The following is a 24,971-nucleotide window of genomic DNA, read 5'->3' on the forward strand; positions in this document are numbered from 1 at the left end:
CGCGGTGGACTGGAATGTGGGCGCGGCGGCGATCGGCGGATTCGTGGCGCTGGGCGCATACGGAGCCCTTGAGGTCGATGCGGCCGGTGTCTGCCGGACGGTGGTCGATGTCGTTCGGCAGATATGTCGGGTCCGCAGAAAGGCGGGCGCGGCGCGGCGTTCGAAGACGCGTCGCGCCGCGCTTTCGGAGGCGTCCGAGATGGTCGATGTCATCCGCCTTGGGCTGAGTGCGGGGCTCTCGTTTGATGCGGCGCTCGGGCTGTATTGCGCCCAGCGCATGGGCGAGCTTGCCGACCGTATGGCGCGCGCTCGCATGTCGTGGCAGATGGGCATGGTGACACGCGAGGAGGGGTTGGCCGCCGCCGCACGCGATATGGGGGTGCGCCAGCTCGAGTCGTTCGCCGCAGCGGTCGGTCAGGCGCATGCGCTCGGTGCGCCGCTCGCGGATACGCTCGCGCGCCAGGGGCGGGAGATGCGCGACGCGCACCGCGCCGCCGTCGAGCGCGAGATCGAGCGGGCGCCGGTGAAGATGCTGATCCCCACAGGGACGCTCATCCTGCCCGCGCTGCTGTTGTCAATCGTCGGTCCACTGCTCGCTGCAGGCGGGATGCTGTGAGGGGACCGGCAGGTGAAGGAGGGAGTTTGCGATGGGAAGACGACTGGGGGCTGCGATGGAGAGGCTGCGGGCAACGGCTGTTGTGCCCGTCCTGCGCGAGGAGCGCGCGCAGGGAACGACGGAGTACGCGATCTTGGTCGGTGTGCTCGTCGTCATAGCGATCCTCGCGATCGTAGCGTTTCGCGACAAGGTGAGCGAGCTGTGGGAAGCCATATCGTCGGGCATCAATAGCCTGTGATGCGCAGGCGTTCCGACGCGGCGCGGGCGATGGGCGTCCTCGGACTGCTGTGCGCGACAATCGCGTTTTGGGCGGTCGTTCGTACGGTCGGCCCGGGCGGCTTGGTCGACGCCTCGACGGACGACCGAACGGATGCTGGGGTCCTCGACGTGCGCTCTGTGACGGACATGCTGGACGGAAGTCCGCAGCCGTCATCTTCCGATCGATTTCTGGACGACTTGGAGGGCGGGGATGTCGAGGCCGTCGGCTGGACGGCCGAAGGCGACCTGGTCGAGCCCGTCGAGGACATCCTGACCGCGTATCGCGATGCGGACGGCACCACGTTGGTCGTGAGCGGATACCTGGATTTGAAGGGAAACCTGTGGGGAGCTGCCGTTCGCGGCGGGAGCGATTGGGTTGATGTGGTGGTCGTCTCGGTCGCTGAGGACGCGCGCGAAACGCGTGTGCGCGTGGTCCGTTTACACGCCGATGAGCAGGGAGGATGGGATGAAGCGATGGGATAGGGAGCACGGGGCTGCCGGGATGCGGCAGCCACGCCAGCCTGCGCATATTGGCATGCTGGCGGACGAGTGCGCGGCGCAGGCGACGCTCGAGTACGCCATCACGTTTGCGGCGCTGCTCGCGATGGTCATCGCGCTCGGGGCGCTTTGGCGCGCCGGCGAGCGCGGGGCACTGTCGGCTTTGGTCGAGCAGGCGGCCTCGCATGCGCTGGGGGCGACCGGCGCGCTCGATATCGCACTGTTTTGAGCTGCTGTGCGAGCGGACGGCACAGGCGACGGTGGAGGCGGCGTTTCTGCTGCCGACGTTTCTGACGCTCGTGTTGCTCGCCCTGCAGCCGGTCTGTCTGCTCTACACGCAGGCGGTTATGGAGTCGGCGGCGGCGCAGACCGCTCGCCTGATGGTCACGGCGGACGCGGAGTCCGACGAGGCCTGCCGGGCTTTCGCCCTGCGCAGGCTCGCCGCCGTTCCCGACGTGAGCGTGTTCCATGCGGGAGGACCGCTGTCGTGGGATATCGAGCTGACGCGTGCGGAGGCGACGGGCGGGCAGGTCGGTGTCACGATCGCAGGGACGGTGCGCCCGCTGCCGATTATAGGTGCATTTGCCCGGGCGTTCGGCGTGACGAACGCTTCGGGGGACGTACGGCTGGAGGTGAGCGTCGACTATGAGGGAAGGCCCGCTTGGCTGGAAGGCGACTACGAAACATGGATCGCCATGTGGGATGACTGAGGGACGCGCCGCGCCGCGTTTCGGTATCGACCTGTTCATCGAGGACGGCGCATACACGACGCTTGCCTCCGCGGTGACCATCCTAGTGGTCCTCACGCTTGTGTTCTCGTCGGCGACCGCTGCGTGGAGCCTCTCGCGCGCGGGCGATGTCCAAACGAGCGCCGACAGCGCCGCACTTGCCGGGGCAAACGTGATCTCGTCGTATACGACGGCCGCCACGGTCGTCGACGCGAGCGTGGCGAGCCTCGGCTTGGTCGGGCTCGTGACGACGGGCGTGGGGATGGTGGGGCTTTTGATCCCGCCCACGAGCGCTGCGGCGACGAAGGTGGTCGATGCGGGAATCAGGATCCTGAACGCGCGCAACCGGTTTGCGACCTCGGCCTCAAAGGGTCTGAAGGCCCTCGAGAGCTCGCTGCCGTACCTGGTCGGTGCGAACGCCGCCCGGCTTTGCGCCGCGCAGTCGAGCGACGAGATCTCGTATACGGGCATCGCGCTTGCGGTGCCCCAGGCTTCAGCGTCGGAGTTCCCCGCGCTCGGAGGGTCGGGCGTCGATACGTCAGGGCTTGAGGATACCGCCGCCGAGCTGGAGGAGGTCGCGTCTGAGCTCGAGGAGGCGAGCGAGGCGACTGAGGCGGCGAAGCGGCGCGCCTGGATTGCGGATTGCGGGCGCGAAGGCATGAACATGCAGGAGCGCGCCGCACAGCTTACGGGTTTGAGCGCGCAGGACAATCCCGACTACGCCTCGAGCATCACCTGGCAGCCGTCGGTGGGACTTGAGCGGGCGCGCGCGTACTATCGATGGCGCTTCGAGCACGAGCAGCCGCAGGGAACGAGCGTCGAGGCCCGCGCCGATTCGGCAGCTCGCCTCGCGTTCTACCGCTATGCGTATCGCTGCATGAGCAAGGCGCGCATCGACGAGACCGATGCCGGGGTTGTCTCGACGGTGCCGTTGCTCCCCAAAAACACGGCAGAGGTCCGCTTCACGTCGCTGTACACCGATCCCGTGTGGCCCTCGAGCAACGAGCCGGGCGGTCTCACGCTGCACTACGGCGCCGACTGTCCCGGCATCAGCGGCGAGCTGGGAGGGCTCATCTCGCTGGCGACGCTGGCGGGAGGAGGGGCGCGGGAATGCGAAACCTGCCGGTTCGACGTGGGCGATCTGGGCAAGACGCCCGCTGCCTCGACCTCGATCGACAACGGCTTCGAGTACCACCTGCGCGAGTTCACGCTGGCGCTCGACGAGTACGCGGCCTGCCGCGATCATGAGATCGAGCTCGAGAAGCAGGCGCAGGGTGCCGCCGAAGCCGCCGGCGACGCGTTTGACGAGGCGCTCCAGATTCTTGGTTCCAAGCGGCCGCGTATCGCTCCTCCCGGACGGTACGGGTGCGTCGCGCTCGCGGTCTCGGGTCAGATCGCCTCGCCCGACACGCTGGATACGGCCTTTTCCGAACAGGTCGATCTCGGCCGGCGCGGCGCGATCTCGGCCGCGGTACTCGCCCCTGACGCCGCGACGAAGGAGAACAACGTGCTCTCGTCGTTTTTTGCGAGCCTTGAGCAGCGGTCATCATCCGATGGGGTGGTGGGGCTGGTCGGAAGCGTCATGGACCTGTGGGGAAGCCTGCTGGTCTCCTATGGGGACCTGGGCGAGGGCCTGTCCGACATGGCGGACGGCCTGCTCGGCGATGTCACGGCGCTCGGTGCAGGGCCGATTGCGAGCTGGCTCAAAGACCGCCTTTCCGGTGCCGTCGAGGCCCTCGACATAGCTCCGGTCGACCTGCGGCTGAAAAAGCCCGTCCTGGTGGATTCGGCGCGCGTGATCGAACGGTCCGACATCGCCGGCCTTGCGGATGCGCAGGGGCTGCTGCGCTCGATCCCCTTGGGCTCGACCGATCCTGCCGCGCTGCTGCAGGCGGCGGGCTATCAGGTGGGGGAGCGCATCGCTGCGGCGGAGTTCACCCTGGCCGAGATTCCGCTTCCGCTCGGGGGCAGCGTCCCGCTGACGATTCGCCTGCGCGACATCGTCGGCGCGGGGAGGTGACGCGCATGGGCCGTCTGCTGACAGAGGAGCGCGCCCAGGCGACCGTCGAGATGGTCGTCGTCGCGCCGGTCATGATTGTGCTTGCGCTCATCGCGTACAACGTGGCTGATTTCTCCGCCGCGGTCACGCGCTTTGACCGCGTGGCCCCCGACATCGTCATGGCCCATGCGGTCTCGCCGGAAGGGGAGGGCGGTGCGGGCACGCCGGGGCGCGTCGCCGGATACCTGCAGGAGGCCATGGAGGGCTATCGCGTCAAGGTCGACGTGGCGTGCGAGGGCGGCGGTGCAGCGACCGCATCGATGTTTGATCTTGCCGTGAGCCCGACGACCTATCGGTGCACCATGCGCTATGAGCCGTGGCCGGGTGGGCTGTCCATCGCGGGCGTCGACCTCGGGGCGCCGCTTGCGCTCGAGCACGAGCGCGCGGTGGTCATCGATCCGTGGAAGCCGGGGGTGGTCGTATGAGGCGGCGGCTGGGCGGGACACCCGAGCCCGTGCTGCGCGCGATCGCCGAGCTCGGCTGGGATCCGGCGGGGCTTGTCGTGGCGGACGGCTTTGCCGCGCGCCTGTTTGGGATGACGGTACGCGCTCCCTGTCGCGGCGCGGGCACGCCCGTCGTCATGTGCCTGCCGCGCACGCGTTCGGTGCACACCTGCTTCATGCGCTATGCGCTCGACATCGCCTTCGCCGACCGTGCGGGACACGTGATACGGCTGCACAAGGGGGTTGCTCCCTGGCGGGTGGTCTCGTGCCGCACGGCGGCCTTCACGCTCGAGCGGGCGACGGCTGTCGACACCGCCACAGGCTTTCCAAAAAAGGAAGAAAACGGGGTTGACCGGTTTTCTGGTTTCGGTATACTAAACGAGCTGTCGTTCGCGGCAGACTTGGCCAGATAGCTCAGTTGGTAGAGCAGAGGACTGAAAATCCTCGTGTCAGGGGTTCGAATCCCTTTCTGGCCACCATATGATGCGAAAAGCGTCCGGCGTGGATACGTCGGGCGCTTTTTTCATAGGAGACACCGAGAAAGGGGTCGGTATGCCAGAGAGAATCCGCGGCGTGAACCTGTCCGGATGGTTTATCCCCGAGCCCTGGGTCACACCTTCGCTGTATGCCGCCACGGGCGCCTCGAACGCGGTCGAGCTGCAGCAGACCCTCGGTTCGACCGCCTACAGCGAGCGTCTGCGCCGCCACTACGAGACGTTCGTGAGCGAGTTCGATTTCAACCGCATGTCGGCGATCGGCTTCAACTCCGTGCGTCTGCCGGTGCCCTGGTACGTATTTGGCTCGCAGACCGATTCGCTCGCCCATATCCCCGCAATCGACTATGTGGACCGCGCGATGGAGTGGGCGGACAAGTACGACATGACCGTCCTGCTCGACCTGGCGACCGTTCCGGGCGGCCAGGGTGACTCCAACGAGAGCGCGAGCGCGTCCGAGACCGCGATGGATTGGCACTCGTCCACCAACGGGCGCGCTGTCGCCCTGGATGTGCTCGGCCGACTCGCCGAGCGCTATGCCGCAAGCGACGCGCTGCTCGGCATCGAGCTGCTCGATTCGCCGGTTATGAGCGTGCGCACGAGCCTGTTCAACGTGACGGAGGGTATTCCCGCCCACTACCTGCGTAATTTCTATCGCGACGCCTATGAGCTGGTGCGCACGCACCTGTCCGACGACAAGCTCGTCGTGTTCTCCGCCTCCGGCCATCCGGAGATGTGGAAGCGTTTCATGAGCGGCTCCAGGTACCAAAACGTGTACATGGACCTGCACCTGTACCACTACCGTGACGACCGCGCCATCGACATCACCTCGCCCAAGGGCATCTCGCAGGCCGTCGCGCGCAACAGGCACCTCATCCAGACGGCACGCTCCTGCGGATTCCCCGTCCTGGTGGGCGAGTGGTCGGCTGCCGCGGTCCTGTCCAGCGCGACCGTTACCCCGGAGGGTCGCTCGGCCTACGAGCGCGTGTTCATCTCGAGCGAGCTCGCGAGCTTCGCCGACGCCGCGGGCTGGTATTTCCAGACCTGGAAGACCGAGAAGCGCATTCCCTCGTGGGATGCGCGTGTGGCGCTCGCCCCGCTCGAGCGCGCCATGATCGACTAGCCATGGGTGCCGATAGCCGCACGGGGCGCCTGTATGTGGTGGGCACCCCCATCGGAAACCTGGGAGATCTGACGTCGCGCGCCGCGGAGGCCTTCCGCTCCGCCGACGCGGTCTGCTGCGAGGACACGCGCGTGACCTCCAAGCTCCTGGCCCATCTGGACATCGCCCGTCCGCTCGTGCGCTGCGACGAGAACGTGATCGCCTCGCGCGCCCCGCAGCTCATCGAGCGCATGCTCGCTGGCGACACGCTGGCGTTCGCCTCGGACGCGGGCATGCCGAGCGTGTCCGATCCCGGCCAGGTGCTCGTGGACGCTGCGCGCGCGGCGGGCATCGATGTCGTGGTCGTGCCCGGGCCGTCGGCTTGCGTGACGGCGCTCGTGGCGAGCGGCATTCCCTGCGACCACTTCTTCTTCGAGGGCTTCTTGCCGCGTAAGCACGGGGAGCGCGTCCGCCGGCTGCGCGAGCTCGCCGCCATCCCCGGGGCGCTTCTGTTCTACGAGTCGCCGCACCGTATCGAGGCGTCGCTTAATGCGATCGCCGAGGTATTCCCGGCGCGCGAGGTGGCGCTATGCCGCGAGCTTACCAAGCTGCACGAGGAGGTCCTGCGCGATCGTGCGCCCGTCCTGCTCGAGACGGTCCGTGCGCGCGGGGAGCTGCGCGGCGAGATGGTCGTGGTCGTCGCCCCGCCGAGCGCCGAGGAAGCTGCCCGCGCGACGGTTGCCCCCGGACAGGAGGAGCAGGCCGACCCGGATGAGGCCCTGCGTCGCGACATCGCCTGCGCGCTCGCGGAGGGCGAGCCCGCCTCGGCGATCGCCAAGCGCCTGTCCCAGCGCTATTCGCGCCGCAAGCGCGAGGTGTACGAGCTCGTCTTGAGCATCCAGCAAAACTGACCCCGCGCGCCGACGCGCCCTCATCGCTTCAACTCCACAAGACGCGCGGCACCGCGGGCCGCGGGTGCCATTTGCGCTAAAATGGCGATTTGTATGACTGATCAGCTCAACGACCACCGACTGGGAGGGACAGCGCCATCATGGAGCACACCAAGCCGTCCTACTACATCACCACGCCCATCTACTATGTAAACGCCGCCCCGCATCTGGGCACGGCGTACTCGACGATCATGGCCGACGTCCAGGCGCGCTTCCGCCGCTCCATGGGCTACGACGTCATGTTCCTCACGGGCATGGACGAGCACGGCCAGAAGGTCGCCGAGGCGGCCGAGGCCCATGGCATGACGCCGCAGGAGTGGTGCGACTCCCAGGCTCCGCTGTTCCATGCGCTGTGGGAGGAGCTCGAGATCTCCAACGACGACTTCATCCGCACGACCGAGAAGCGCCAGGAGCATGCGGTCCAGTACCTGTGGGAGCGCATGAAGGAGGCCGGCTACATCTACAAGGGCAACTACGACGGCTGGTACTGTGTGCCCGACGAGACCTACTTCACCGAGACCCAGGTCGAGAAGGCCGACGAGGAGCGCGGTACCAAAGGCGAGCACCTGTGCCCCGACTGCGGCCGTCCGCTGCAGCGCATCCAGGAGGAGAGCTGGTTCTTCAAGCTCTCCGAGTTCCAGGACCGCCTGCTGAAGCTCTATGACGAGCATCCCGATTTCGTGCAGCCCGACTTCCGCATGAACGAGGTCCGCACGTTTGTCGCCGGCGGCCTGCAGGACCTGTCAGTGTCGCGCAACAACATCGACTGGGGCATCGCGCTGCCCTTCGGCGACGGCCATGTGACCTACGTGTGGTTCGACGCCCTGCTCAACTATATGACCGCCGTGGGCTACGGCGTGGATTCCGACGAGGCGCGTGCCGAGCTCGCGTATCGTTGGCCCGCCCAGACCCATATCGTGGGCAAGGACATCATCCGCTTCCACTGCGTCATCTGGCCCGCGATGCTCATGGCCATCGGCGAGGCCCTGCCCGAGCACGTGTTTGCCCACGGCTTCCTCACCGTGCGCAACGAGCAGACCGGCAAGGCGGAGAAGATGTCCAAGTCGCGCGGCAACGCCATCGCCCCGCGCGAGGTCATCGACCTCATGGGCGTCGAGGGCTACCGCTACTACTTCATGACCGACGTGGTGCCCGGCTCCGACGGCGCCATCTCTTTCGGCCGCATGAAACAGGTCTACAACGCCGATCTGGCCAACAGCTGGGGCAACCTGGTCTCGCGCTCGCTCAACATGAGCGCCAAGTACTTCGACGGCTGCGCGCCGGCCAAGCCCGCCGCGGTCGATGCGTTTGACAACCCGTTGGCACGCGCCGCCGAGGGCCTGGCCGAGCGCTACGCCGAGAAGATGGGCACCTTCGCCTATGGCGAGGCCGCTCAGCAGGTCATGGAGCTCATCCATGCCGCCAACCACTACATCGAGGACTCCGAGCCCTGGACGCTCGCCAAGGATCCGGCGCGCGCCGACGAGCTCGCCTTCGTAATCTACAACCTGCTCGAGACCATCCGCATCTCTGCGCACCTGCTTGCGCCCTTCATGCCCTCGACGAGCGCCGAGGCGCTGCGCCGCATCTCGTGCGCCGACGAGGCAGCCACGGAGGACCTGGTCTCGGCCTGCGCCTGGGGCGGCCTTGCCGGCGGTGAGCCGGTGGAGAAGGGCGACGCGCTCTTCCCGCGCCTGGTCGACTAGGTTCGCATACGGCTCGTCCGCCCTGCCGCCTCATGTCGTGCGCCGAGGCGGCGAGACGTTCCGGTTGGCTTCGGCGCCCGGCGGTGCAGCTGGGGCGAGATGCCGGCCATCCGCATGAGCCCGAGGCGAGCTGCGTTTGAATAGGGGAGCACCATGACGACATCGCCGCTGGCGAGCTTGGGCGCGACGCGCGCCCTGCTGGAGACATACGGCCTGGCGACCAAGCATCGCCTGGGGCAGAACTTCCTGGTGGACAACCACGTCATCGAGCGAATCATGGCGCTGGCGGAGCTTTCCGGCAAGGAGCTGGTGGTCGAGGTGGGTCCCGGCATCGGCACGCTCACGCTTGCGCTGCTCCAGGAGGCCGCGCACGTGACCTCCATCGAGGCGGATGCCGAACTCGAGCCCGTCTTGCGCGCGCACGCCCTGCAGCACGAGAACTTCGCCTTCATCATGGGCGATGCCCTGCGCGTCAGCCCTGCGGATATCGCGGAGGCGTCGGGTGGGGACCCCGCGCTGTTCGTGGCCAACCTGCCCTACAACGTCGCGGCGACCCTCATCCTCCAGTACTTCCAGACCATGCCCGTCCTGCGCCGTGCGGTGGTCATGGTGCAAAAGGAGGTCGCCGACCGCATCGCGGCGCAGCCCGGCACGAAGTCCTACGGAGCCTACACGGTCAAGCTGTCGCTGTTCGCGCAGGTGACGGGTCGTTTCGAGGTGCCGCCGCGCTGCTTCTGCCCGCCTCCGCACGTCGATTCCGCCGTGGTGCGCCTGGACCGCGTGGCCGAGGGCGAGGATGTCGTCGTGGACGGCAGGTCTGTTTCCCGCGCCTTTGTCTCCCAGGTGGTCGATGCGGCGTTCGCGCAGCGCCGCAAGACGATTCGCAACTCCATGTCCTCCTCGGGTTTTGATAAGGACGCGCTCGATGCGGCGTTTGCGGCATGCGGTATCGCACCGACAGCCCGCGCCGAGACGCTCGATACCGATGCGTTTGTGCACCTGGCCTGCGCGCTCGCTACAGCTCAGGAAGCTGAGGAATGATGGGAGCCGATACGGGAAGTCCCGCGCAGCGCGACCTTGCCGTCGCGGATGCGCTGTCGCTGACGTACACCAAGAAGACGAAGCGCTTTGAGCTGCCCGCGCTTGCGGTGCCGGTCGTCGACACGCATGCGCACCTGATGAGCTTTTGGCGCGCGGATCCCGTCGGCGCGCTCGCCCGTGCCGCGGCGGCCGGCGTGGAGCGCATCGTGACGATCTGGGACCCGCTGTCGGACGCTCGCCACGCCCCGACGGCCGCCGTCTACCATAGGCTGCTTGAGGAATGGACCTCCGAGGCGCGCGCCCTGTACGAGCAGGGCGTCCGCGAGGGCGTCGTCGATGTGTCACGTGCGACCCCGCAGCTGTTCGATCACGTAGGCTATCTTGCCGGTGTGCATCCGTACGGCGCGCCCGACTACAACGATGAGGCGCACGCCCTTGTGGCCGAGGCGCTCGACGACCCGCTGTGCCTAGGCATCGGCGAGATCGGCCTGGATTACCACTTTGACGCCGACGACAACATCGAGGCCGCTCCGCACGACGTGCAGATTGCCGCCATGGCGCGCCAGCTTGCGCTCGCCTGCGAGCGCAACGTGCCCGTCGAGCTGCATCTGCGCCACGAGAACGACGACGTCGCGCGCACATCGCACGAGGACGCCTACCGCGTGCTGTGCGAGGTGGGCGTGCCGGCAGCAGGCTGCGTGCTTCACTGCTTCGGAGAGGATCGGGCGACCGCCGAGCGTTTCGTCGACCTGGGCTGCTACATCGCGTTCGGGGGTGCGGCGACGTTCAAGCGCAACGACGAGGTGCGCGAGGCGTTTGCGGCGTGCCCGCTCGACCGGATCGTCTTGGAGACCGACTGCCCCTACATGGCGCCCGAACCCATTCGCGGCATCGAATGCGAGCCGGCGATGATCTGCCAGACGGCGGCCGTCCTCGCAGCCGATCGCGCTGCACGCACCGGTGAAGATGCGGAGACTATCCTGCGCGCCGCGCGGGAGAATGCCCTTCAGCTGTTCGCATGAGGTGAAACAAGGCCGGAGGCTTTTGACCTCCTGCTGCGAGCGAAAGTGCACTGCAACTGTTCGGGTAGTGGCAGGGGCTGCGTCGAACAGGTACGATAAGGTACGTTGCGCCCTGCTGCGGCGCATCACGCGATACGTACGGGCGGAAAGGGCCGCGCATGTCCAAGAAGGATACAAAGCAGATCAAGAAGAGCTCCCAGAAGAAGGCGTCGACCGCATCGTCGGGCACCCAGCGCGCCGTCGACCGGGACATCCTTCACAACATGCCGGGGATGAAAGCGGTGTATGCTGCGACCGTCGGCGCGATCGTCGCGTACTTCCTGTCGCGCGTCGGCGCGCATTTTGGTAACCAGCCTCTGTTCAGCGCCGGTACGGTGGTGTGCTTCTGTCTGCTGATCTTCGGCGGCCTCGCGTATTTCCATGCCTACGGGGCGGCGAAGAAGCTCACCCGCGCGAAGCGCGAGCGCGAGGAACAGAAGGGCGAGTAGCCCCCACCGCTCAGTTGGCCGTCGCGCCGTATCAGATGTCTCGTTTGCACGATCGTGGGGAATGAAAAGATGGCAAAGAAGAAAAAGCGTCGCACCGTCGTCACCGCCCCGGAGGAAACCCCGAAGCCCAAGCGGACAGGCGGTAACACCTCGCAGGTCCGCCATATCAAGAACCTGCGCAACGAGCCGAGCAAGCCGCGCTCCGTGGACAATGACATCCTGTTCGGGCTTCCGACGGGCAAGGCCATGATCGCATCCCTTGCCGTAGGCGTCGCGTGCTACGTGCTTTCGTACATCTTCTCCCTCGTGCCGCTCGAGGACGTGTCGGGCTTCTTCCATGTGGCGAGTTTTGCGCTGTTTGCGCTGGCGTTCGTCTTCCTGGTCGTCGCCCGCGTGCAGGGCAAGCGCCGTACTGCCGAGCGTCGCGCGGAGCAGCAGTAGCCGGTAAGTGCGTCAAGGCTCCCGTTAAAACACCCTAGGGACTTTTTTGCATTGGTGCGCCTAGCGGGCGCACCAATGCAAAAAAGTCCCTAGGGTGTTTTAACGGGAGCCTTGACGCAGCTGCCGACAGAGCCCTCGCAAGCCATACCCCCGTTTAGGGGACGGTTTTGTGGGTACCTCCTGAGTAGGCCGAAGTTGAGCACCGCGCCTACCTGCAGGTTTTATGGGGTGCAGACGCCGTCTACTCGGAAGGCCCCACCAAAACCGTCCCCTAAACGGGGTTTTGGTTGCGTGGGCGGTTTCGTTTGCGGCGCGACGCGTTTGGAAGCCACCCAAGACAGCAAAAACGGCCCGGATGGGATGTCAGAATCCCATCCGGGCCGCTTGCGTGTTGCTGAAGTATCGGGTGCGGGGCTTCGGGTGCGGCTTACGCAGCGTCGAGCTCCGTTACCGCAACGGGCTCGCTGACGATCTCGGTGTCCGTATCGGCCGGGTCGCCCGTGACCAGGCGCACCAGGCGGTCGATCTGCACGAGCACCCAGCTCACCGGGTCGGGAGCGTTTTGGTTCTCGGCACTGACGAGCTCGACAGAGGCGATCTCGCGCCCGTCCTGCGTGAGCGTGAGGGTGCCGAGCTTCTGTCCCTCGGTCACGTTGCCCGAAACGGTGTCGACCTGGATGTCCTGCTCGACATCGCCGGCAAGGCTGAACACCGGGACGGTCGCCTCCGGGTCGACGACGGTGACGTCGACGTCCTTATCGGTCCAGTCCGCATGCGGAACGCGGGCGACCAGGGGAGCGCCGTTCATCGCGGTGACGGTGGAGGTGGTGACGGGGTAGGCGACGACATGGTCGTAGTACCAGTTGGCAAGCGTCAGCGTGTCGGCGAAACGCTCCTTGTCGCCGTCGCATCCCAGCACAACGGTGTAGACCTCGCCGCCGTTCTCGCGCGAGAACGCACCCACGAAGCACTGGAGCGCATCGTAGGTGCCGCCGGTCTTGCCGCCGATGTTGCCTTCCTTGCCCAGGATCGTGTTGCGCTCGATCATGGCGATGCTGCGCTCCTCGCCGTCGGCGCCGGTCACCTCGATCACGTTCTCATCGCTTGCGGTGAGGGAGCGGAAGGTGTCGTTTTTCATGGCGTAGGCGAACATGGTCGCCACGTCGCGCGCGGACGAGTGCATGTCGCCCTCCCAGCCGTCGAAGTCAAGGCCGTGGGGGTTGGTGAACTTGCTGTCCATGCCGAGCTCGGCCGCCTTGTCGTTCATCGCCTGGATGAAGACGGCATACGGGTCGTCGCTCTTCGGGTCGATTATCGCGCCCACGGTGCTTGCGATCGCCATGCCGGCGTCGTTGCCCGACGGGATGAGCAGAGCGCGCAGCGCCTCCTCCATGGTGAGCACGTCGCCCTCGCGCAGATCGGCAGAGGACTGGCCCACGGTGGCGGCCTCGTGATCGACGACGACCTCATCGTCGAGATCGGCGTTCTCAAGGGCCACGATGGCGGTCATGACCTTGGTGATCGAGGCGATCTTCACCTGCTTGTCGGCATCGCGCTCGTAGTAGACCGTGCCGTCCTGCCCGACCACGATGGCGTTGCGCGCCGAGATGTCCGGGCGGTCCTCGGCGGCGTCCTGGCGCTCGGACTCGGGCGCGCCGCAGATGATGTCGGTATCGGGCTGGCTGGCAAGCGCGGTCGCGGGGAAGCATGCGACGCTGGCGCCGAGCGCGATGCAAGCCGCGAGGTAGGCGGCGCGGCGCGGAAGGGCACGGGAAGTGTGAAGTCTGCTCATGGTTATCTCTTTCGATGGACTCGCTGCAAGGCTTACGGATTCATGAATGGTTTCGGTATGGCAAGTATACCTATGTCGGCGGCGGAATCGTGCGGATTTACCGGCGGTTCAATTCCTTTTCGTCGCGCCGCCGCCACGCGAGCTTAAGCGCGACTTAAGCTCGCGTGGCGAAACGGTGGCAGGCGTGCAGCTTGGGCATAATGGAGGGGTGTCGGAAGGAGGCCCGATGGATACGCATATCCTCGTCGTCGACGACGAAAAAGCCATCACCGATCTGGTGGGCATATATCTGCAAAACGAGGGCTACCAGGTGACGTTGGCCTATAACGGGGCCGATGCCGCCAAGGCGATTCTCGAACAGGATTTTGACCTTGCCGTCCTCGATGTCATGCTGCCCGACATCGACGGCTTCGAACTGCTGCGCACCATCCGCGCGGAGCACACCTATCCGGTCATCATGCTGACCGCGCGCGGTTCCCAGGCCGACAAGATCGAGGGCCTTTCCATGGGCGCCGACGATTACGTGGTCAAGCCGTTCCGCCCGCTGGAGCTCGTGGCGCGCTGCAAGGCCCAGCTGCGCCGCTACACCAGCTACGGGACGCGCGCGCAGGACGAGGACACCGCCGAGCTGTCGGTCGACGGGCTCGTGATCAACCGGGACGCCCGCACGGTGACGGTCGATGAGAAGCCGGTGCGCTGCACGCCGCTCGAGTACTCGATTCTGCTGTATCTGGTGGAGCACCGCGGAAAGGTCGTATCGGTCGAGGACCTGTTTCGCTCCGTGTGGGGCGAGGAGTTCATGGCGAGCTCGTCCAACACCGTCATGGTCCACATCCGTCACCTGCGCGAGAAGATAGGCGATGACGCGAGCAACCCGCGCTTCATCAAGAACATCTGGGGAGTGGGGTACACGATTGAGGGATAGCGAGTACCGCGGTCGTCGTGCGGATCATGCCCCCGTGAATCCGGCGACCGGACTGCCGAACGTAGCCGGGGGCACGGTGTGGGACCCCCATCCGAACGTGTCGGCACAGCCATCCTATGCCGCGCCGAGTCAAGGTGCAGCTGGTCCTGAATCCCAGCCTGTGCCGTCTGTGACCGGGGCGGTGGGATACGGCCGTACGCCTACCGATGCGCAGCGCGCGGCCGCATCGGCGGTGGCGCCCGTCTCCGCCAACGCCTCCGTCGCATCCGCGTCGGCATCCGAGGGCTCGCCGCAGGCGCTCGACGCCGGGTCCGCCCGACTGTTCTCCATGTACGACACGCTGCTCGCCGTGCTCGACAACCGCGTGCTCGCGACGATCGTCTTGGTCATGCTCGATTTCGCGGTGATCGGCCTCGACAGCTTCCTGCTGTTCATCGTCGTGCTGTTTGTGGGCTATATCCTGCTCGACCGTTTCTGCAACGCGCGCCGCGTCATCACGCTCGGCGGCATACCGTGGCTGGTCATCCTCACCGTCGGCATGCTTGTCGCGAACCGTGTCGGCTACGCCGTGGCGTTCGGCATAGACTATCTGTTCATGTTCTGCGGATTTTTGGCCGCAATCGCCGTGTGCGGCGTGTTTCTCATCGGCCGTCTGCTGTACCAATACGGTCGCGAGCGCGGTCAGATCGAGGCGGACCATGCGGTGGCCGAGCACATGATAGAGCGCCTGATCGACCGGCCCGACGATTGGGGTACCGTCGATGGCGACTATCCCGAGGTCGAGGGCGCGCTCAACCGCGTGCGCGACCAACAGCGCGCAGCCGAGCAGGCGCTGCGCGACGAGTCGGGCCGAAAGGACGACCTTGTCACCTACCTGGCGCACGACCTGAAAACGCCGCTCGCGAGCGTGGTGGGCTACCTCTCCTTGCTGCACGAGGCTCCCGATCTGCCCGTCGAGCAGCGCGTGCGGTTCACCGGCGTGGCGCTCGACAAGGCGCACCGCCTCGACGCGCTCATCGAGGAGTTCTTCGACATCACGCGCTTCGATTTCCATGACATCGTGTTGACGCGCGGCTACGTGGATCTGAACCTTATGCTCGCGCAGGTGGTCGACGAGTTTTACCCGACGCTCGCCGAGCAGGACAAGACCGCCGATATCGACGTCCCCAACGGGCTGACGGTGCTTGTCGATGGCGACAAGATGGCGCGCGTGTTCAACAACATCATGAAGAACGCTATCGCCTACAGCTACGAGGGCTCGGCCATTCGCATCAGCGCTGAGCGCGTCGACGCCTCGGTTGTCATTCGATTCGAGAACAGGGGAGACCCCATTCCGGAGCCCAAGCTCAAGGTGATTTTCGAGAAGTTCTATCGTCTCGACGCGGCGCGTACCACCAACCGAGGTGGTGCGGGGCTCGGCCTTGCGATTGCCAAGGAAATTGTGGTCGCGCACGGTGGACAGATCGCCTGTGAGTCGACGCCCGAGCACACGGTCTTTACCATCACCCTGCCGGAGTAGGCTGTTCAAACTGGTTTCAACCCGGTTCAGAGGACCCGTGCGGTGGTACCCCCGGCGCGGTGGCGGCCAGGCGTTAAAACACCCTAGGGATTATTTTACATGGCGTGTGTTTCTACACACGCCATGTAAAATAATCCCTAGGGTGTTTTAACGCCTGGCCGCCACCGCGCCCGCCGGAGGATCGCCCGCGGCCACCGCGCCGGAAGACCGCCCGCTCAAGCCGGGCCTTTACATTTCCCTGACAATACCTTTTCGGCCGCATGAAACGCAGCTCGTATCGTTAAGCGAGCTATGACAGCGTGCCTGAGGAGGTATCGGGTGAACGACACGGAGCATGAGAGCATGGCGGCATCGACGGCCGACGCGATCGCGGAGGCCGTGAAAGACGCGCACAACCGCGAAATGGGCGTTTTGCCCCAGCAGGAGCCGGCGCCCGAGCGCCCGGTGCGCATGTCCGTCGAGCATCTCGACCTGTACTACGGCGACCACCAGGCCCTGAAGGACGTCTCGATCGACATCCGCGACCGCGAGATCACCTCGTTCATCGGTCCGTCCGGCTGCGGCAAGTCCACCCTGCTGCGCTGCCTGAACCGCATGAACGACATGGTCAAGGACTGTCGCATCGAGGGCACGATCACCCTGGACGGCGAGGACATCTACCAGGACTACAACGTGACGCGCCTGCGCCAGCAGGTGGGCATGGTGTTCCAGCGCCCCAATCCCTTCCCCATGAGCATCTTCGATAACGTGGCGTACGGGCCGCGCGGTCTTGGCATCAAGAACCGCAGCGAGCTCGAGCAGATCGTCGAGGAGTCGTTGACGGGTGCGGGCCTATGGGACGAGGTCAAAGACAAGCTCAAGCAGTCCGGCCTGGGGCTTTCCGGCGGCCAGCAGCAGCGCCTGTGCATCGCCCGCGCCATCGCGGTGAAGCCGCAGGTCCTGCTTATGGACGAGCCGACCTCCGCGCTCGACCCCATCTCGACGGTCCAGGTCGAGCAGCTGTGCATGGAGCTCAAGCGCGACTACACCCTGGTGGTCGTGACGCACAACATGCAGCAGGCGTCGCGTATCTCGGATTCGGTGGCCTACTTCCTGCTCGGCGAGCTTGTCGAGCACGCGCCGACCGGCGAGCTGTTCACCAACCCCAAGGACAGCCGCACGGCCGATTACCTGACCGGCCGCTTCGGCTGATACCCGCCGATGCGTGCCGCGCGTCGCGGCCTGCGACGCAACGCTCGGCAAAACGGGGACTGTTCTCCCCGTGACGCGGACGACAGGGTAAGATGGAGGTAACTGCACGGAAGGCGGAGCGCGATGATCTATTACGTTGAGGACGACGACAACATCCGGGGCCTGACGCTGTATGCCCTGCGCCAGCAGGGTATCGAGGCGGAGGGATTCTCGTGCGACAGCGAGTTCAAGGCCGCCGTTGCGCGCCGCGTTCCCGATGCCGTGCTCCTCGACATCATGCTCCCCGACACCGACGGCCTCGAGATCATGCGCCGCTTGCGCGCCATGCCCGAGACCGCAACAGTCCCCATCATGATGCTCACCGCCAAGGATACCGAGCTCGACAAGGTCGTCGCGCTCGACGGCGGCGCCGACGACTACCTCACCAAACCGTTCTCGCTCATGGAGCTCACGAGCCGCTGCCGTGCGCTGCTGCGTCGCGGCGGCATGGTCAAGCAGGTGAGCGACGTGCTGTCCGCCGACGGCATCGTCCTGTCGCCCAGCCACCGGCGCGTCACGGTGGACGGCAACGAGATCAAGCTCACGCTGCGCGAGTTCGACCTGCTTGAGTACCTCATGCGCAAGCCGGGCATCGTGTTCTCGCGCGAGACGCTGCTTCAAAGCGTCTGGGGCTGGGACTTCGACGGCGGCTCGCGCACGGTCGACGTGCACGTGCAGACCCTGCGCCAAAAGCTTGGTGACCACGCCTCGTGCATCGAGACCGTGCGCGGCGTGGGGTACCGGTTTGCCGGGCAGGAGTCTTAGGGGCTATGCCTAACCGGATGGGACGCGCCTGATGAACACGGCACATCGCTCGCTTTCGCGCCGTGTGTTCGCCACGGTCTTCGCCGCCGCCATGGTCATGGTGGCGGTCTTCTCGTTTGCCGGCACCGCCTATGTGCAGGGGCGCCTGGTGGCGCTTGCCCACGAGGAGCTCGACAGCCAGGCAAACGTCGTGTGCGCCGCGCTCAACAGCATGCCCGATGACAAGTTCATCCTGCGCAACCTGAATCTGTCCAACACACGCATCACGCTGATCGATACCGACGGCTCGGTGCTGTACGACACCGAGGCCGATGTCGAGGACATGCCCAACCACGCGGACCGTCCCGAGGTGGTCGAGGCGTATGAGACCGGCCGCGGCGACTCCGAGCGCGCGAGCTCGACACTCGGCGAGGTCATGCTCTACGAGGCGGTGCGGCTCGACAACGGAACCGTCGTGCGCCTGTCCCAGGAGCAAGCGGGCTACCTGTCCATTCTGTTCAACATGCTTCCGCCGCTCGCCGTTCTCGCGGCGTTCGGCGCCGTCGTGTCCTTCGTGGTCGCCCGGCGCGAGTCGCGCGCCATCATTGCGCCGCTGCGTGACGTCGACCTCGACCATCCTATCCGCAACGTCGAGAACGCCTACACGGAGATGATCCCCATGCTTGAGCGCATCGAGACGCAGCGCCAGGAGCTCAAACGGCAGGTGCGCGTACTTGCCGACAACGACCGCATGCGCCGCGAGTTCACCGCCAACATCACGCACGAGCTCAAGACCCCGCTGACGGCCATCTCGGGCTATGCCGAGCTCATCTCGAGCGGCATGGTTTCCGACGAGGAGGACAAGCGCGACTTCGCCCATCGGATCTACAACGAGGCGGGCCGCCTGACGGCGCTCGTCAACGATATCCTCACCCTGTCCAACCTGGACGAGGCCGAGCGCGACGACGACGCCTCCGCATCCGAGAGCGTGCTCGGGTCGCGCGAGCCGGTTGATCTGCCGCGCACACTCGACACCGTCTATCACCGCCTGGAGACCGTGGCCGACGTCAACGGCATCACGCTTGCCGTGAAGACCGCCCCCGCCATCGTGCTCGGTGTGCCGCGGCTGCTCGACGAGCTCGTGTACAACCTCGCCAGCAACGCGATTCGCTACAATAAGCCGGCGGGTTCGGTCACCATGCGGTGCGGCACCGAGGACGGGGCGCCTTTTATCAGCGTGGAGGACACGGGCATCGGCATCGCTCCCGAGGAGCAGGACAAGGTGTTCGAGCGCTTTTACCGCGTGGACAAGAGCCGGTCCAAGGCGCGTGGAGGCACAGGTCTGGGCCTGGCGATCGTCAAGCACGCAGCGGTGTTCCACAACGCGACCATCGCGGTCGATAGCACCCTGGGGGAGGGGACGACCATCACCGTGCGCTTCCCGGCAGACACCGTTTCGGTGCAGGAGGCGCAGCCGGAGCAGGGGACGGTGTAGGTCTGCGCGCCTGCGGGCTCCGGCGACACCCCTCCGACGGGATGATCGCCGTCGCGTGCCGCCCGTGCTCTGACCATTGGAAATTGGTGAAGATGCCAACGTGTGCCTGCGGTTCCCCTGAACCCGATGTTGATGCGTTAAGATAACGTGTTGGACGAATAGGGGCGCACATCGCCGGCGTGCAATCGCCGTTCGGTTGGATTGTGGCGCCATGATGGGGCTCCGACGGCTCCGGTACAAACACGACGAGAGGGAAGGCTCGCTCGATGACTCTGCTAGAACTGTTCCAGCTGCTCAAGAAGCATCTGCAGCTGGTAATCGTGTTGCCGCTCGTGTGCGCGTTCGCCATGGCGGTCGCGAGCTTTGCGCTGATGCGCAATACCTACACCGCCGAGACCAGCATGTACATCTTGGCCAACACGAGCGAGTCCCAGTCTCAGGGCGCCAACTACACCGATCTGACCGCCAGCCAGCTGCTCGCAAACGACGTCGCGCGCCTGCTGGAGAGCGATCGCGTGGAGAAGGACACCGCCGCTGCGCTCGGCCTTGAGGACCTTTCCGCCTACGACGTGAGCGTCGCGAGCGAGACGACGACCCGTGTGGTCACCCTGTCCGTGACCGGCCCCAATGCCGAGGGCGTGGCCGACGTCGCCAACGAGATGGCCCGCCAGGTCTCCATCGTCGCGCAGGATGTCCAGGTGGCCGACAGCATCAACGTCATCGACGAGGCTGTCTCTCCCGACGCCCCCAGCGGTCCCAACCGCCCGCTCTACGTCGCTGTCGCCCTGCTCGCCGGCCTGTTCATGGCCGTCGCGATCGTGGTGCTCATGGACATGCTCGACACGCGCGTCCGCAGTTCCGAGGACGTCGAGGAGCTGCTCGGCATCCCCGTGGTCGGCCGCATCCCCGCTATGAAGGGTGGTAAGTAACCGATGGCTCGCAAGAAGATGGGCGCGGACAAGCTCGTTGTCCAGAACGCCGCCAAGACCCTGCTGGCCAACATTCGCTTTGCCAGCGTGGACGATCCCATCCGCGTGATCACGATCACGTCGTCGACCCCTAACGAGGGCAAGTCGACCGTGGCGCTGAACCTTGCTCAGGCCATCGCCACGAGCGGCAAGAGCGTCGTGCTGGTGGAGTGCGACATGCGTCGCCGCTCCATGGGCCAGATGATTGGCGTGCGCTCGCGCGGCGGCCTGTACGCCGTGCTCTCCGAGCAGATGAAGCTCGAGGAAGCCGTGGTCGAGACGAGCCAGAAGAACCTGTACTTCCTCGATTCCGAGCCGCACATCCCCAACCCGGCTGACATCATCGTCTCCCGCCGTTTCAAGCGTCTGGTCGAGCGTCTGCGCGCGTCGTTCCAGTACGTGATCTTCGACACCCCGCCGGTGGGCACCTTCATCGATGCCGCCGAGGTCGGACAGCTGTCCGACGGCGTGCTGTTTGTGGTCCGCGAGAACTTCGCCAAGCGCACCGAGGTCACGGCCGCCTTCGACCAGCTGCGTCGCGCCGAGGTGCACGTGATCGGCGCCGTCATGAACTACTGCGAGACCGAGACGAGCGAGTACTACTACTCCTACTACACCAAGGACGGCAAGAAGGCCCGTTCCTCGGAGGGCTCGTCGCGCGGTGCCGCCCAGGGAGTCGTGCCGCCTGCCGTGCAGGCTACGGGCAGCCGCTTCTCCCGCCAGTAGAAGACGACGCCTTCGATGCGCGATATCCACAGCCATATCCTGCCCGGGGTTGACGACGGCGCTGCCGACTTGCAGGAGAGCCTTGCCATGATCGAGGCGGCGAAGGCCGCCGGCGTGACGAGCATCGTCTGCACGCCCCACTGCCGCGACCCCTATTTTGACTACGACGCCATGTGGGATGCCTTCGAGCTGCTGCGGGCGCACGCGGGTGGCTTCCCGCTCCAGATGGGGTTTGAGGTCAACCATGCCAAGCTCATGGATCTTGGCATGGATTGGGCCGACTACCTGCATTTCGATGGCAGCAACGAGTTTCTGCTCGAGCTTTCGACGCACGCCGGCAAGCTCGAGTTTCAGGAGTACGAGCGCACGATCTTCGAGCTGCAGGGCCGGGGCTACGAGGTGATCATCGCCCATCCCGAGCGCTACCGCGCCATCCAGGACGACGTCAACGTTGCGGTGAATCTCATGCGCATGGGCTGCAAGCTGCAGGCGTCTGCCGATTTCATCGCCGGCGGAAGGCTTGGCCGCGAAAAGCGCCCGGCCAAGGCGATGTTCGACAAGATGATGTACACCTACATCGCGAGCGATGCGCATCTGCCCGAGCACTACCGCTATCTTGCCGAGGCCCGGAAGAAATACTCCGTGCGCGGCCGGCATATGCGCGTATAGGGGAGGGTTCTATGGCCATCGAGCTCAAGGTCGGCATGCGTGAAGATGCCTTCGAGGTCCGCCGCCGCGTCTTTATGGACGAGCAGGGCTACGAAAACGAGTTCGATGCCATCGATGACGATCCTTCCTGCCTGCACATAACCCTATATGTTGACGGCGAGCTCGCCGGGTGCGCGCGTGCCTTCCCTGCCTCCGTCGAGCGCGCTTTGACTCCCGATGCGCCCTGCCCGCCGGCGTGCTCCCTCGACGAAGGCGCTGAGCTGTCCGAGGTGTACCTGCTCGGGCGCGTGGCGGTCCTGCCCAAGTTCAGGCGTCGTGGGCTTGCGACGGCTATCGTTCAGATGAGCGATACGGCGGCTTGCGATGCGGGCGCCAAGGTGTGCAAGCTTCACGCCCAGGAATACGTGCGCGATCTGTACGCCAAGCTGGGGTATGTCCAGATTTCCGACGTGGACTACGAGGACGAGGGGCAACCGCACCTGTGGATGGCCAAGCGCCTTTCGTAGACCCGGTTCGCTGCCCTTTTGGACCCCAGCATCGTTCGTGACCACGACAGCGAAAACGAACACGCGCTGCGTGAAGCGCGCTTCGACCCGAGAGCGAAGACCGAGGGGCGGCTATCTGGAGATAAATCTAAGTCTTTAGCGCTCAGGTTTTATGAGCGCTGTTGTGGGTAGTATAGTCACTGTTGAAAAATGGCAGATCCGGTTTGCCGGCATGCGCAAATCGGAGCAAGGAAGGAAGTCGTACGCCCATGCGCCAGTTTAAGACGGAGAGCAAAAAGCTGCTCGACCTCATGATCAACTCCATCTACACCAACAAGGAGATCTTTCTGCGCGAGCTGATCTCCAATGCATCGGATGCCGTGGACAAGCTCAACTTCAAGAGCCTGTCGGACGAGAGCGTCAAGCTGGGCGACGAGGACCTCGCCATCCGCGTTTCGTTTGACCGCGACGCCCGCACGCTGACCATTTCCGATAACGGCATCGGCATGACGGCCGACGAGCTCGAGAAGAACCTGGGCACCATCGCCCACTCCGGCAGCCAGGAGTTCAAGACGGAAAACGCCGAGAGCCAGGGCGACGCGGTGGACATCATCGGTCAGTTTGGCGTGGGCTTCTATTCCGCCTTCATGGTGGCCAAGCACGTTCGCGTCGTGAGCCGCGCCTATGGCTCCGACGAGGCGAACGTCTGGGAGAGCGATGGCCTCGAGGGCTATACCATCGAGCCGGGTGAGCGCGCTGAGCACGGCACCGATGTGATCTTGACGCTGCGCGACAGCGAGGCCGACGCCAACGGCGAGGCGGGCGACGACTACGATCGCTTCCTTTCCGAGTGGGGCCTTCAGGACCTCATCAAGCGCTACAGCAACTACGTGCGCTACCCGATTCAGATGCTGGTCACCAAGAGCCGCCAGAAGCCCAAGCCCGAGGACGCGGGTGAGGACTACAAGCCCGAGTACGAGGACTACCAGGAGCTCGAGACCATCAACTCCATGACGCCCATCTGGAAGAAGCGCAGCTCCGACGTGGAGCAGTCCGACTACAACGAGTTCTACAAGGCGACGTTCCACGATTTCGAGGACCCGGCGCGCACGATCAGCTTCCACGCCGAGGGCACGCTCGAGTACGACGCCCTGCTGTTCGTGCCCGGTCGCGCGCCGTTTGACCTGTACAGCAAGGATTACGAGAAGGGCCTGGCGCTCTACAGCTCCAACGTCCTCATCATGGAAAAGTGCGCTGATCTGCTGCCCGATTACTACAACTTCGTGCGCGGTGTGATCGATTCTGCCGACGTGTCGCTCAACATCTCGCGCGAGACGCTGCAGCACGACCGCCAGCTGCGCGCCATCGCCCGCCGTGTGGAGAAGAAGATCACGAGCGAGCTCGCCGACATGCGCGACAACGACCGCGAGACGTACGAGAAGTTCTTTGAGAACTTCGGCCGCGGACTCAAGTACGGCATCTATTCGAGCTATGGCATGAAGGCCGACGAGCTGGCCGACCTGCTGCTGTTCTGGAGCGCCAAGGAGAAGAAGATGGTCACGCTCGCGGAATACGCGAAGGCCATGCCCTCCGACCAGAAGGCCATCTACTATGCCGCCGGCGACGACCGCGAGCGCCTGTCCAAGATGCCGGTGGTGACCGGCGTGCTTTCGCGCGGCTACGACGTGCTGCTGCTCACGGCCGACGTGGACGAGTTCACCTTCCAGTCCATGCGCGAGTACGTTGCCCGCGATCTGCCCAAGGTGTACGAGGACGACGCCGCGCGCGAGGTCGCCGAGAAGGCGGTGGCCGACGGCGCCGAGCCCGAGCTCGAGGACCGTCACCTGGAGCTCAAGAACGTGGCTTCTGGCGATTTGGACCTGGCGACCGAGGACGAGAAGAAGGACGCCGAGGAGGCGACCAAGGAGAACGAAGGCCTGTTCGACGCCATGAAGGAAGCCTTGGGCGACAAGGTCGAGAAGGTTGCGGTATCGGCTCGCCTGGTGAGCGCGGACGAGTCCCCGGCGTGCATCACCACCGAGGGCATGCTGTCCCTTGAGATGGAGAAGGTCCTGCAGCGCGGTCCGGAGGGCGACATGGAGGGCATGCCCAAGTCGCAGCGCGTGCTCGAGCTCAACGCCAAGCACCCGGTGTTCGCCAAGCTCGTCGCGGCGCAGAAGGACGGCGACGACGAGAAGGTCAAGCGCTATGCGGGTCTGCTGTACGACCAGGCGCTTTTGGTCGAGGGCATTCTGCCCGAGGATCCCGTGGCATTCGCCGCGAGCGTGTGCTCCCTCATGTAGGCTCGCTATACCCGGTACTTCTTGGTGGGAGGCCCCGGTGTGTTCCCTTCGGGCGTGCGCTTCGCGAAACGCCCTACGGGAACACACCGGGGCCTCCCCGCGTCCCGGGCGGGCTCGCGGCTTGGGATGAAGTGTGCGCGGCCTGGCGGCCGCCTTGTGTGGCGGATGGTTGGGGACGCGTTCGTTCCATCCCATTGCCGGGCCTGCCTGCCCGGCTATGGGATGGAACGAACGCCGGCCCCACCCAGCGCCCCCCCCAGCGGCCGCCC

General features: G+C 65.5%; 26 protein-coding genes and 1 tRNA gene. 26 read left to right on the plus strand and 1 reads right to left on the minus strand.

From position 1 onward, the window contains the following. The first annotated feature begins 4 nt into the window (after window positions 1-4). The 16 genes from QUW00_RS06125 (at window position 5) to QUW00_RS06200 (ending at window position 11,846) form a co-directional block, all read left to right on the plus strand. Window positions 5-616: a type II secretion system F family protein gene (locus QUW00_RS06125; RefSeq protein WP_289613498.1), complete on the plus strand. Its 612-nt coding sequence runs from the start codon at window positions 5-7 to the stop codon at window positions 614-616. Window positions 617-671: 55 nt separating this feature from the next. Next, a complete protein-coding gene (locus tag QUW00_RS06130; protein WP_289613527.1) occupies window positions 672-854 on the plus strand; it encodes a Flp family type IVb pilin in 183 nt (60 codons plus the stop codon). A gap of 29 nt (window positions 855-883) precedes the next feature. Further along, on the plus strand, window positions 884-1,357 hold the full coding sequence (locus QUW00_RS06135) for a hypothetical protein (RefSeq protein WP_289613499.1): 474 nt from the start codon (window positions 884-886) through the stop codon (window positions 1,355-1,357). Next, window positions 1,341-1,601, plus strand: a complete 261-nt coding sequence (locus QUW00_RS06140; RefSeq protein WP_289613500.1) for a hypothetical protein — start codon at window positions 1,341-1,343, stop codon at window positions 1,599-1,601. Before QUW00_RS06135 ends, QUW00_RS06140 begins: the two co-directional genes overlap by 17 nt. After that, window positions 1,558-2,082: a TadE/TadG family type IV pilus assembly protein gene (locus tag QUW00_RS06145; protein ID WP_289613501.1), complete on the plus strand. Its 525-nt coding sequence runs from the start codon at window positions 1,558-1,560 to the stop codon at window positions 2,080-2,082. Before QUW00_RS06140 ends, QUW00_RS06145 begins: the two co-directional genes overlap by 44 nt. Next, window positions 2,075-4,120 (plus strand): hypothetical protein, encoded by a 2,046-nt coding sequence (locus QUW00_RS06150; RefSeq protein WP_289613502.1) that lies wholly within the window; start codon window positions 2,075-2,077, stop codon window positions 4,118-4,120. The genes QUW00_RS06145 and QUW00_RS06150 overlap by 8 nt, the downstream gene beginning before the upstream one ends. 5 nt (window positions 4,121-4,125) lie before the next feature. Next, complete coding sequence (locus tag QUW00_RS06155) at window positions 4,126-4,584, plus strand: hypothetical protein (RefSeq protein WP_289613503.1); 459 nt, start codon at window positions 4,126-4,128, stop codon at window positions 4,582-4,584. Between the two features lie 29 nt (window positions 4,585-4,613). Further along, window positions 4,614-5,015, plus strand: a complete 402-nt coding sequence (locus QUW00_RS06160) for a DUF192 domain-containing protein (RefSeq protein WP_289613504.1) — start codon at window positions 4,614-4,616, stop codon at window positions 5,013-5,015. Beyond that, window positions 5,006-5,081: transfer RNA gene (locus QUW00_RS06165), tRNA-Phe, on the plus strand. Before QUW00_RS06160 ends, QUW00_RS06165 begins: the two co-directional genes overlap by 10 nt. Before the next feature lie 73 nt (window positions 5,082-5,154). Beyond that, window positions 5,155-6,219, plus strand: a complete 1,065-nt coding sequence (locus tag QUW00_RS06170; RefSeq protein ID WP_289613505.1) for a glycoside hydrolase family 5 protein — start codon at window positions 5,155-5,157, stop codon at window positions 6,217-6,219. 2 nt (window positions 6,220-6,221) lie between these two features. Next, window positions 6,222-7,109, plus strand: a complete 888-nt coding sequence (gene rsmI / locus QUW00_RS06175) for a 16S rRNA (cytidine(1402)-2'-O)-methyltransferase (protein ID WP_289613506.1) — start codon at window positions 6,222-6,224, stop codon at window positions 7,107-7,109. Window positions 7,110-7,249: 140 nt separating this feature from the next. Continuing rightward, window positions 7,250-8,854, plus strand: coding sequence for a methionine--tRNA ligase (gene metG / locus QUW00_RS06180; protein WP_289613507.1), 1,605 nt, complete (start codon window positions 7,250-7,252; stop codon window positions 8,852-8,854). A gap of 153 nt (window positions 8,855-9,007) precedes the next feature. Next, entirely contained in the window at window positions 9,008-9,895 is an 888-nt protein-coding gene (gene rsmA / locus QUW00_RS06185; protein WP_289613508.1) for a 16S rRNA (adenine(1518)-N(6)/adenine(1519)-N(6))-dimethyltransferase RsmA, read from the plus strand. Next, window positions 9,892-10,917, plus strand: coding sequence for a TatD family hydrolase (locus QUW00_RS06190; RefSeq protein WP_289613509.1), 1,026 nt, complete (start codon window positions 9,892-9,894; stop codon window positions 10,915-10,917). Before rsmA ends, QUW00_RS06190 begins: the two co-directional genes overlap by 4 nt. Window positions 10,918-11,075: 158 nt before the next feature. Continuing rightward, complete coding sequence (locus tag QUW00_RS06195) at window positions 11,076-11,405, plus strand: hypothetical protein (RefSeq protein ID WP_289613510.1); 330 nt, start codon at window positions 11,076-11,078, stop codon at window positions 11,403-11,405. A gap of 69 nt (window positions 11,406-11,474) precedes the next feature. Next, window positions 11,475-11,846: a hypothetical protein gene (locus QUW00_RS06200; RefSeq protein WP_289613511.1), complete on the plus strand. Its 372-nt coding sequence runs from the start codon at window positions 11,475-11,477 to the stop codon at window positions 11,844-11,846. Between the two features lie 427 nt (window positions 11,847-12,273). Here QUW00_RS06200 and QUW00_RS06205 read toward each other — a convergent pair whose 3' ends face one another. Next, a complete protein-coding gene (locus tag QUW00_RS06205; RefSeq protein WP_289613512.1) occupies window positions 12,274-13,638 on the minus strand; it encodes a D-alanyl-D-alanine carboxypeptidase family protein in 1,365 nt (454 codons plus the stop codon). Window positions 13,639-13,864: 226 nt separating this feature from the next. Here QUW00_RS06205 and QUW00_RS06210 point away from each other — a divergent pair, with 226 nt between their 5' ends. From QUW00_RS06210 to htpG, 10 genes are all read left to right on the plus strand, one after another. Then, window positions 13,865-14,563 carry a response regulator transcription factor gene (locus tag QUW00_RS06210; protein WP_289613513.1) on the plus strand — a complete coding sequence of 233 codons (699 nt, stop codon included), beginning with the start codon at window positions 13,865-13,867 and terminating at the stop codon, window positions 14,561-14,563. Window positions 14,564-14,723: 160 nt separating this feature from the next. After that, window positions 14,724-16,082: a sensor histidine kinase gene (locus tag QUW00_RS06215; protein ID WP_354003409.1), complete on the plus strand. Its 1,359-nt coding sequence runs from the start codon at window positions 14,724-14,726 to the stop codon at window positions 16,080-16,082. A gap of 402 nt (window positions 16,083-16,484) precedes the next feature. Further along, window positions 16,485-17,273 carry a phosphate ABC transporter ATP-binding protein PstB gene (pstB, locus tag QUW00_RS06220; protein ID WP_289613529.1) on the plus strand — a complete coding sequence of 263 codons (789 nt, stop codon included), beginning with the start codon at window positions 16,485-16,487 and terminating at the stop codon, window positions 17,271-17,273. Between the two features lie 123 nt (window positions 17,274-17,396). After that, entirely contained in the window at window positions 17,397-18,077 is a 681-nt protein-coding gene (locus tag QUW00_RS06225; RefSeq protein WP_289613514.1) for a response regulator transcription factor, read from the plus strand. A gap of 31 nt (window positions 18,078-18,108) precedes the next feature. Beyond that, complete coding sequence (locus tag QUW00_RS06230) at window positions 18,109-19,551, plus strand: sensor histidine kinase (RefSeq protein WP_289613515.1); 1,443 nt, start codon at window positions 18,109-18,111, stop codon at window positions 19,549-19,551. A gap of 266 nt (window positions 19,552-19,817) precedes the next feature. Then, window positions 19,818-20,480, plus strand: a complete 663-nt coding sequence (locus QUW00_RS06235; RefSeq protein ID WP_289613516.1) for a YveK family protein — start codon at window positions 19,818-19,820, stop codon at window positions 20,478-20,480. Between the two features lie 3 nt (window positions 20,481-20,483). Continuing rightward, window positions 20,484-21,245, plus strand: a complete 762-nt coding sequence (locus QUW00_RS06240) for a CpsD/CapB family tyrosine-protein kinase (protein ID WP_289613517.1) — start codon at window positions 20,484-20,486, stop codon at window positions 21,243-21,245. 15 nt (window positions 21,246-21,260) lie between these two features. Continuing rightward, window positions 21,261-21,914: a CpsB/CapC family capsule biosynthesis tyrosine phosphatase gene (locus QUW00_RS06245; RefSeq protein ID WP_289613518.1), complete on the plus strand. Its 654-nt coding sequence runs from the start codon at window positions 21,261-21,263 to the stop codon at window positions 21,912-21,914. A gap of 11 nt (window positions 21,915-21,925) precedes the next feature. Next, on the plus strand, window positions 21,926-22,420 hold the full coding sequence (locus tag QUW00_RS06250) for a GNAT family N-acetyltransferase (RefSeq protein WP_289613519.1): 495 nt from the start codon (window positions 21,926-21,928) through the stop codon (window positions 22,418-22,420). 248 nt (window positions 22,421-22,668) lie between these two features. Further along, entirely contained in the window at window positions 22,669-24,702 is a 2,034-nt protein-coding gene (gene htpG / locus QUW00_RS06255; protein ID WP_289613520.1) for a molecular chaperone HtpG, read from the plus strand. The last annotated feature ends 269 nt before the right edge of the window (window positions 24,703-24,971 follow it).

The sequence above is a fragment of the Collinsella tanakaei genome, from assembly GCF_030373545.1.
GTDB classification, from domain to species: Bacteria; Actinomycetota; Coriobacteriia; order Coriobacteriales; family Coriobacteriaceae; genus Collinsella; species Collinsella tanakaei_C.

Excerpts from the sequence above, each read along its gene's own strand:
- rsmA (WP_289613508.1), top strand. The coding sequence starts at position 9,008 with ATGACGACATCGCCGCTGGCGAGCTTGGGCGCGACGCGCGCCCTGCTG.
- rsmI (WP_289613506.1), top strand. The coding sequence starts at position 6,222 with ATGGGTGCCGATAGCCGCACGGGGCGCCTGTATGTGGTGGGCACCCCC.
- QUW00_RS06130 (WP_289613527.1), top strand. The coding sequence starts at position 672 with ATGGAGAGGCTGCGGGCAACGGCTGTTGTGCCCGTCCTGCGCGAGGAG.
- QUW00_RS06200 (WP_289613511.1), top strand. The coding sequence starts at position 11,475 with ATGGCAAAGAAGAAAAAGCGTCGCACCGTCGTCACCGCCCCGGAGGAA.
- QUW00_RS06195 (WP_289613510.1), top strand. The coding sequence starts at position 11,076 with ATGTCCAAGAAGGATACAAAGCAGATCAAGAAGAGCTCCCAGAAGAAG.
- QUW00_RS06245 (WP_289613518.1), top strand. The coding sequence starts at position 21,261 with ATGCGCGATATCCACAGCCATATCCTGCCCGGGGTTGACGACGGCGCT.
- QUW00_RS06205 (WP_289613512.1), bottom strand. The coding sequence starts at position 13,638 with ATGAGCAGACTTCACACTTCCCGTGCCCTTCCGCGCCGCGCCGCCTAC.
- QUW00_RS06190 (WP_289613509.1), top strand. The coding sequence starts at position 9,892 with ATGATGGGAGCCGATACGGGAAGTCCCGCGCAGCGCGACCTTGCCGTC.
- QUW00_RS06140 (WP_289613500.1), top strand. The coding sequence starts at position 1,341 with ATGAAGCGATGGGATAGGGAGCACGGGGCTGCCGGGATGCGGCAGCCA.
- metG (WP_289613507.1), top strand. The coding sequence starts at position 7,250 with ATGGAGCACACCAAGCCGTCCTACTACATCACCACGCCCATCTACTAT.
- QUW00_RS06135 (WP_289613499.1), top strand. The coding sequence starts at position 884 with ATGGGCGTCCTCGGACTGCTGTGCGCGACAATCGCGTTTTGGGCGGTC.
- htpG (WP_289613520.1), top strand. The coding sequence starts at position 22,669 with ATGCGCCAGTTTAAGACGGAGAGCAAAAAGCTGCTCGACCTCATGATC.
- QUW00_RS06210 (WP_289613513.1), top strand. The coding sequence starts at position 13,865 with ATGGATACGCATATCCTCGTCGTCGACGACGAAAAAGCCATCACCGAT.
- QUW00_RS06145 (WP_289613501.1), top strand. The coding sequence starts at position 1,558 with ATGCGCTGGGGGCGACCGGCGCGCTCGATATCGCACTGTTTTGAGCTG.
- QUW00_RS06230 (WP_289613515.1), top strand. The coding sequence starts at position 18,109 with ATGAACACGGCACATCGCTCGCTTTCGCGCCGTGTGTTCGCCACGGTC.
- QUW00_RS06250 (WP_289613519.1), top strand. The coding sequence starts at position 21,926 with ATGGCCATCGAGCTCAAGGTCGGCATGCGTGAAGATGCCTTCGAGGTC.
- QUW00_RS06155 (WP_289613503.1), top strand. The coding sequence starts at position 4,126 with ATGGGCCGTCTGCTGACAGAGGAGCGCGCCCAGGCGACCGTCGAGATG.
- QUW00_RS06150 (WP_289613502.1), top strand. The coding sequence starts at position 2,075 with ATGACTGAGGGACGCGCCGCGCCGCGTTTCGGTATCGACCTGTTCATC.
- pstB (WP_289613529.1), top strand. The coding sequence starts at position 16,485 with ATGGGCGTTTTGCCCCAGCAGGAGCCGGCGCCCGAGCGCCCGGTGCGC.
- QUW00_RS06225 (WP_289613514.1), top strand. The coding sequence starts at position 17,397 with ATGATCTATTACGTTGAGGACGACGACAACATCCGGGGCCTGACGCTG.
- QUW00_RS06170 (WP_289613505.1), top strand. The coding sequence starts at position 5,155 with ATGCCAGAGAGAATCCGCGGCGTGAACCTGTCCGGATGGTTTATCCCC.
- QUW00_RS06235 (WP_289613516.1), top strand. The coding sequence starts at position 19,818 with ATGACTCTGCTAGAACTGTTCCAGCTGCTCAAGAAGCATCTGCAGCTG.
- QUW00_RS06240 (WP_289613517.1), top strand. The coding sequence starts at position 20,484 with ATGGCTCGCAAGAAGATGGGCGCGGACAAGCTCGTTGTCCAGAACGCC.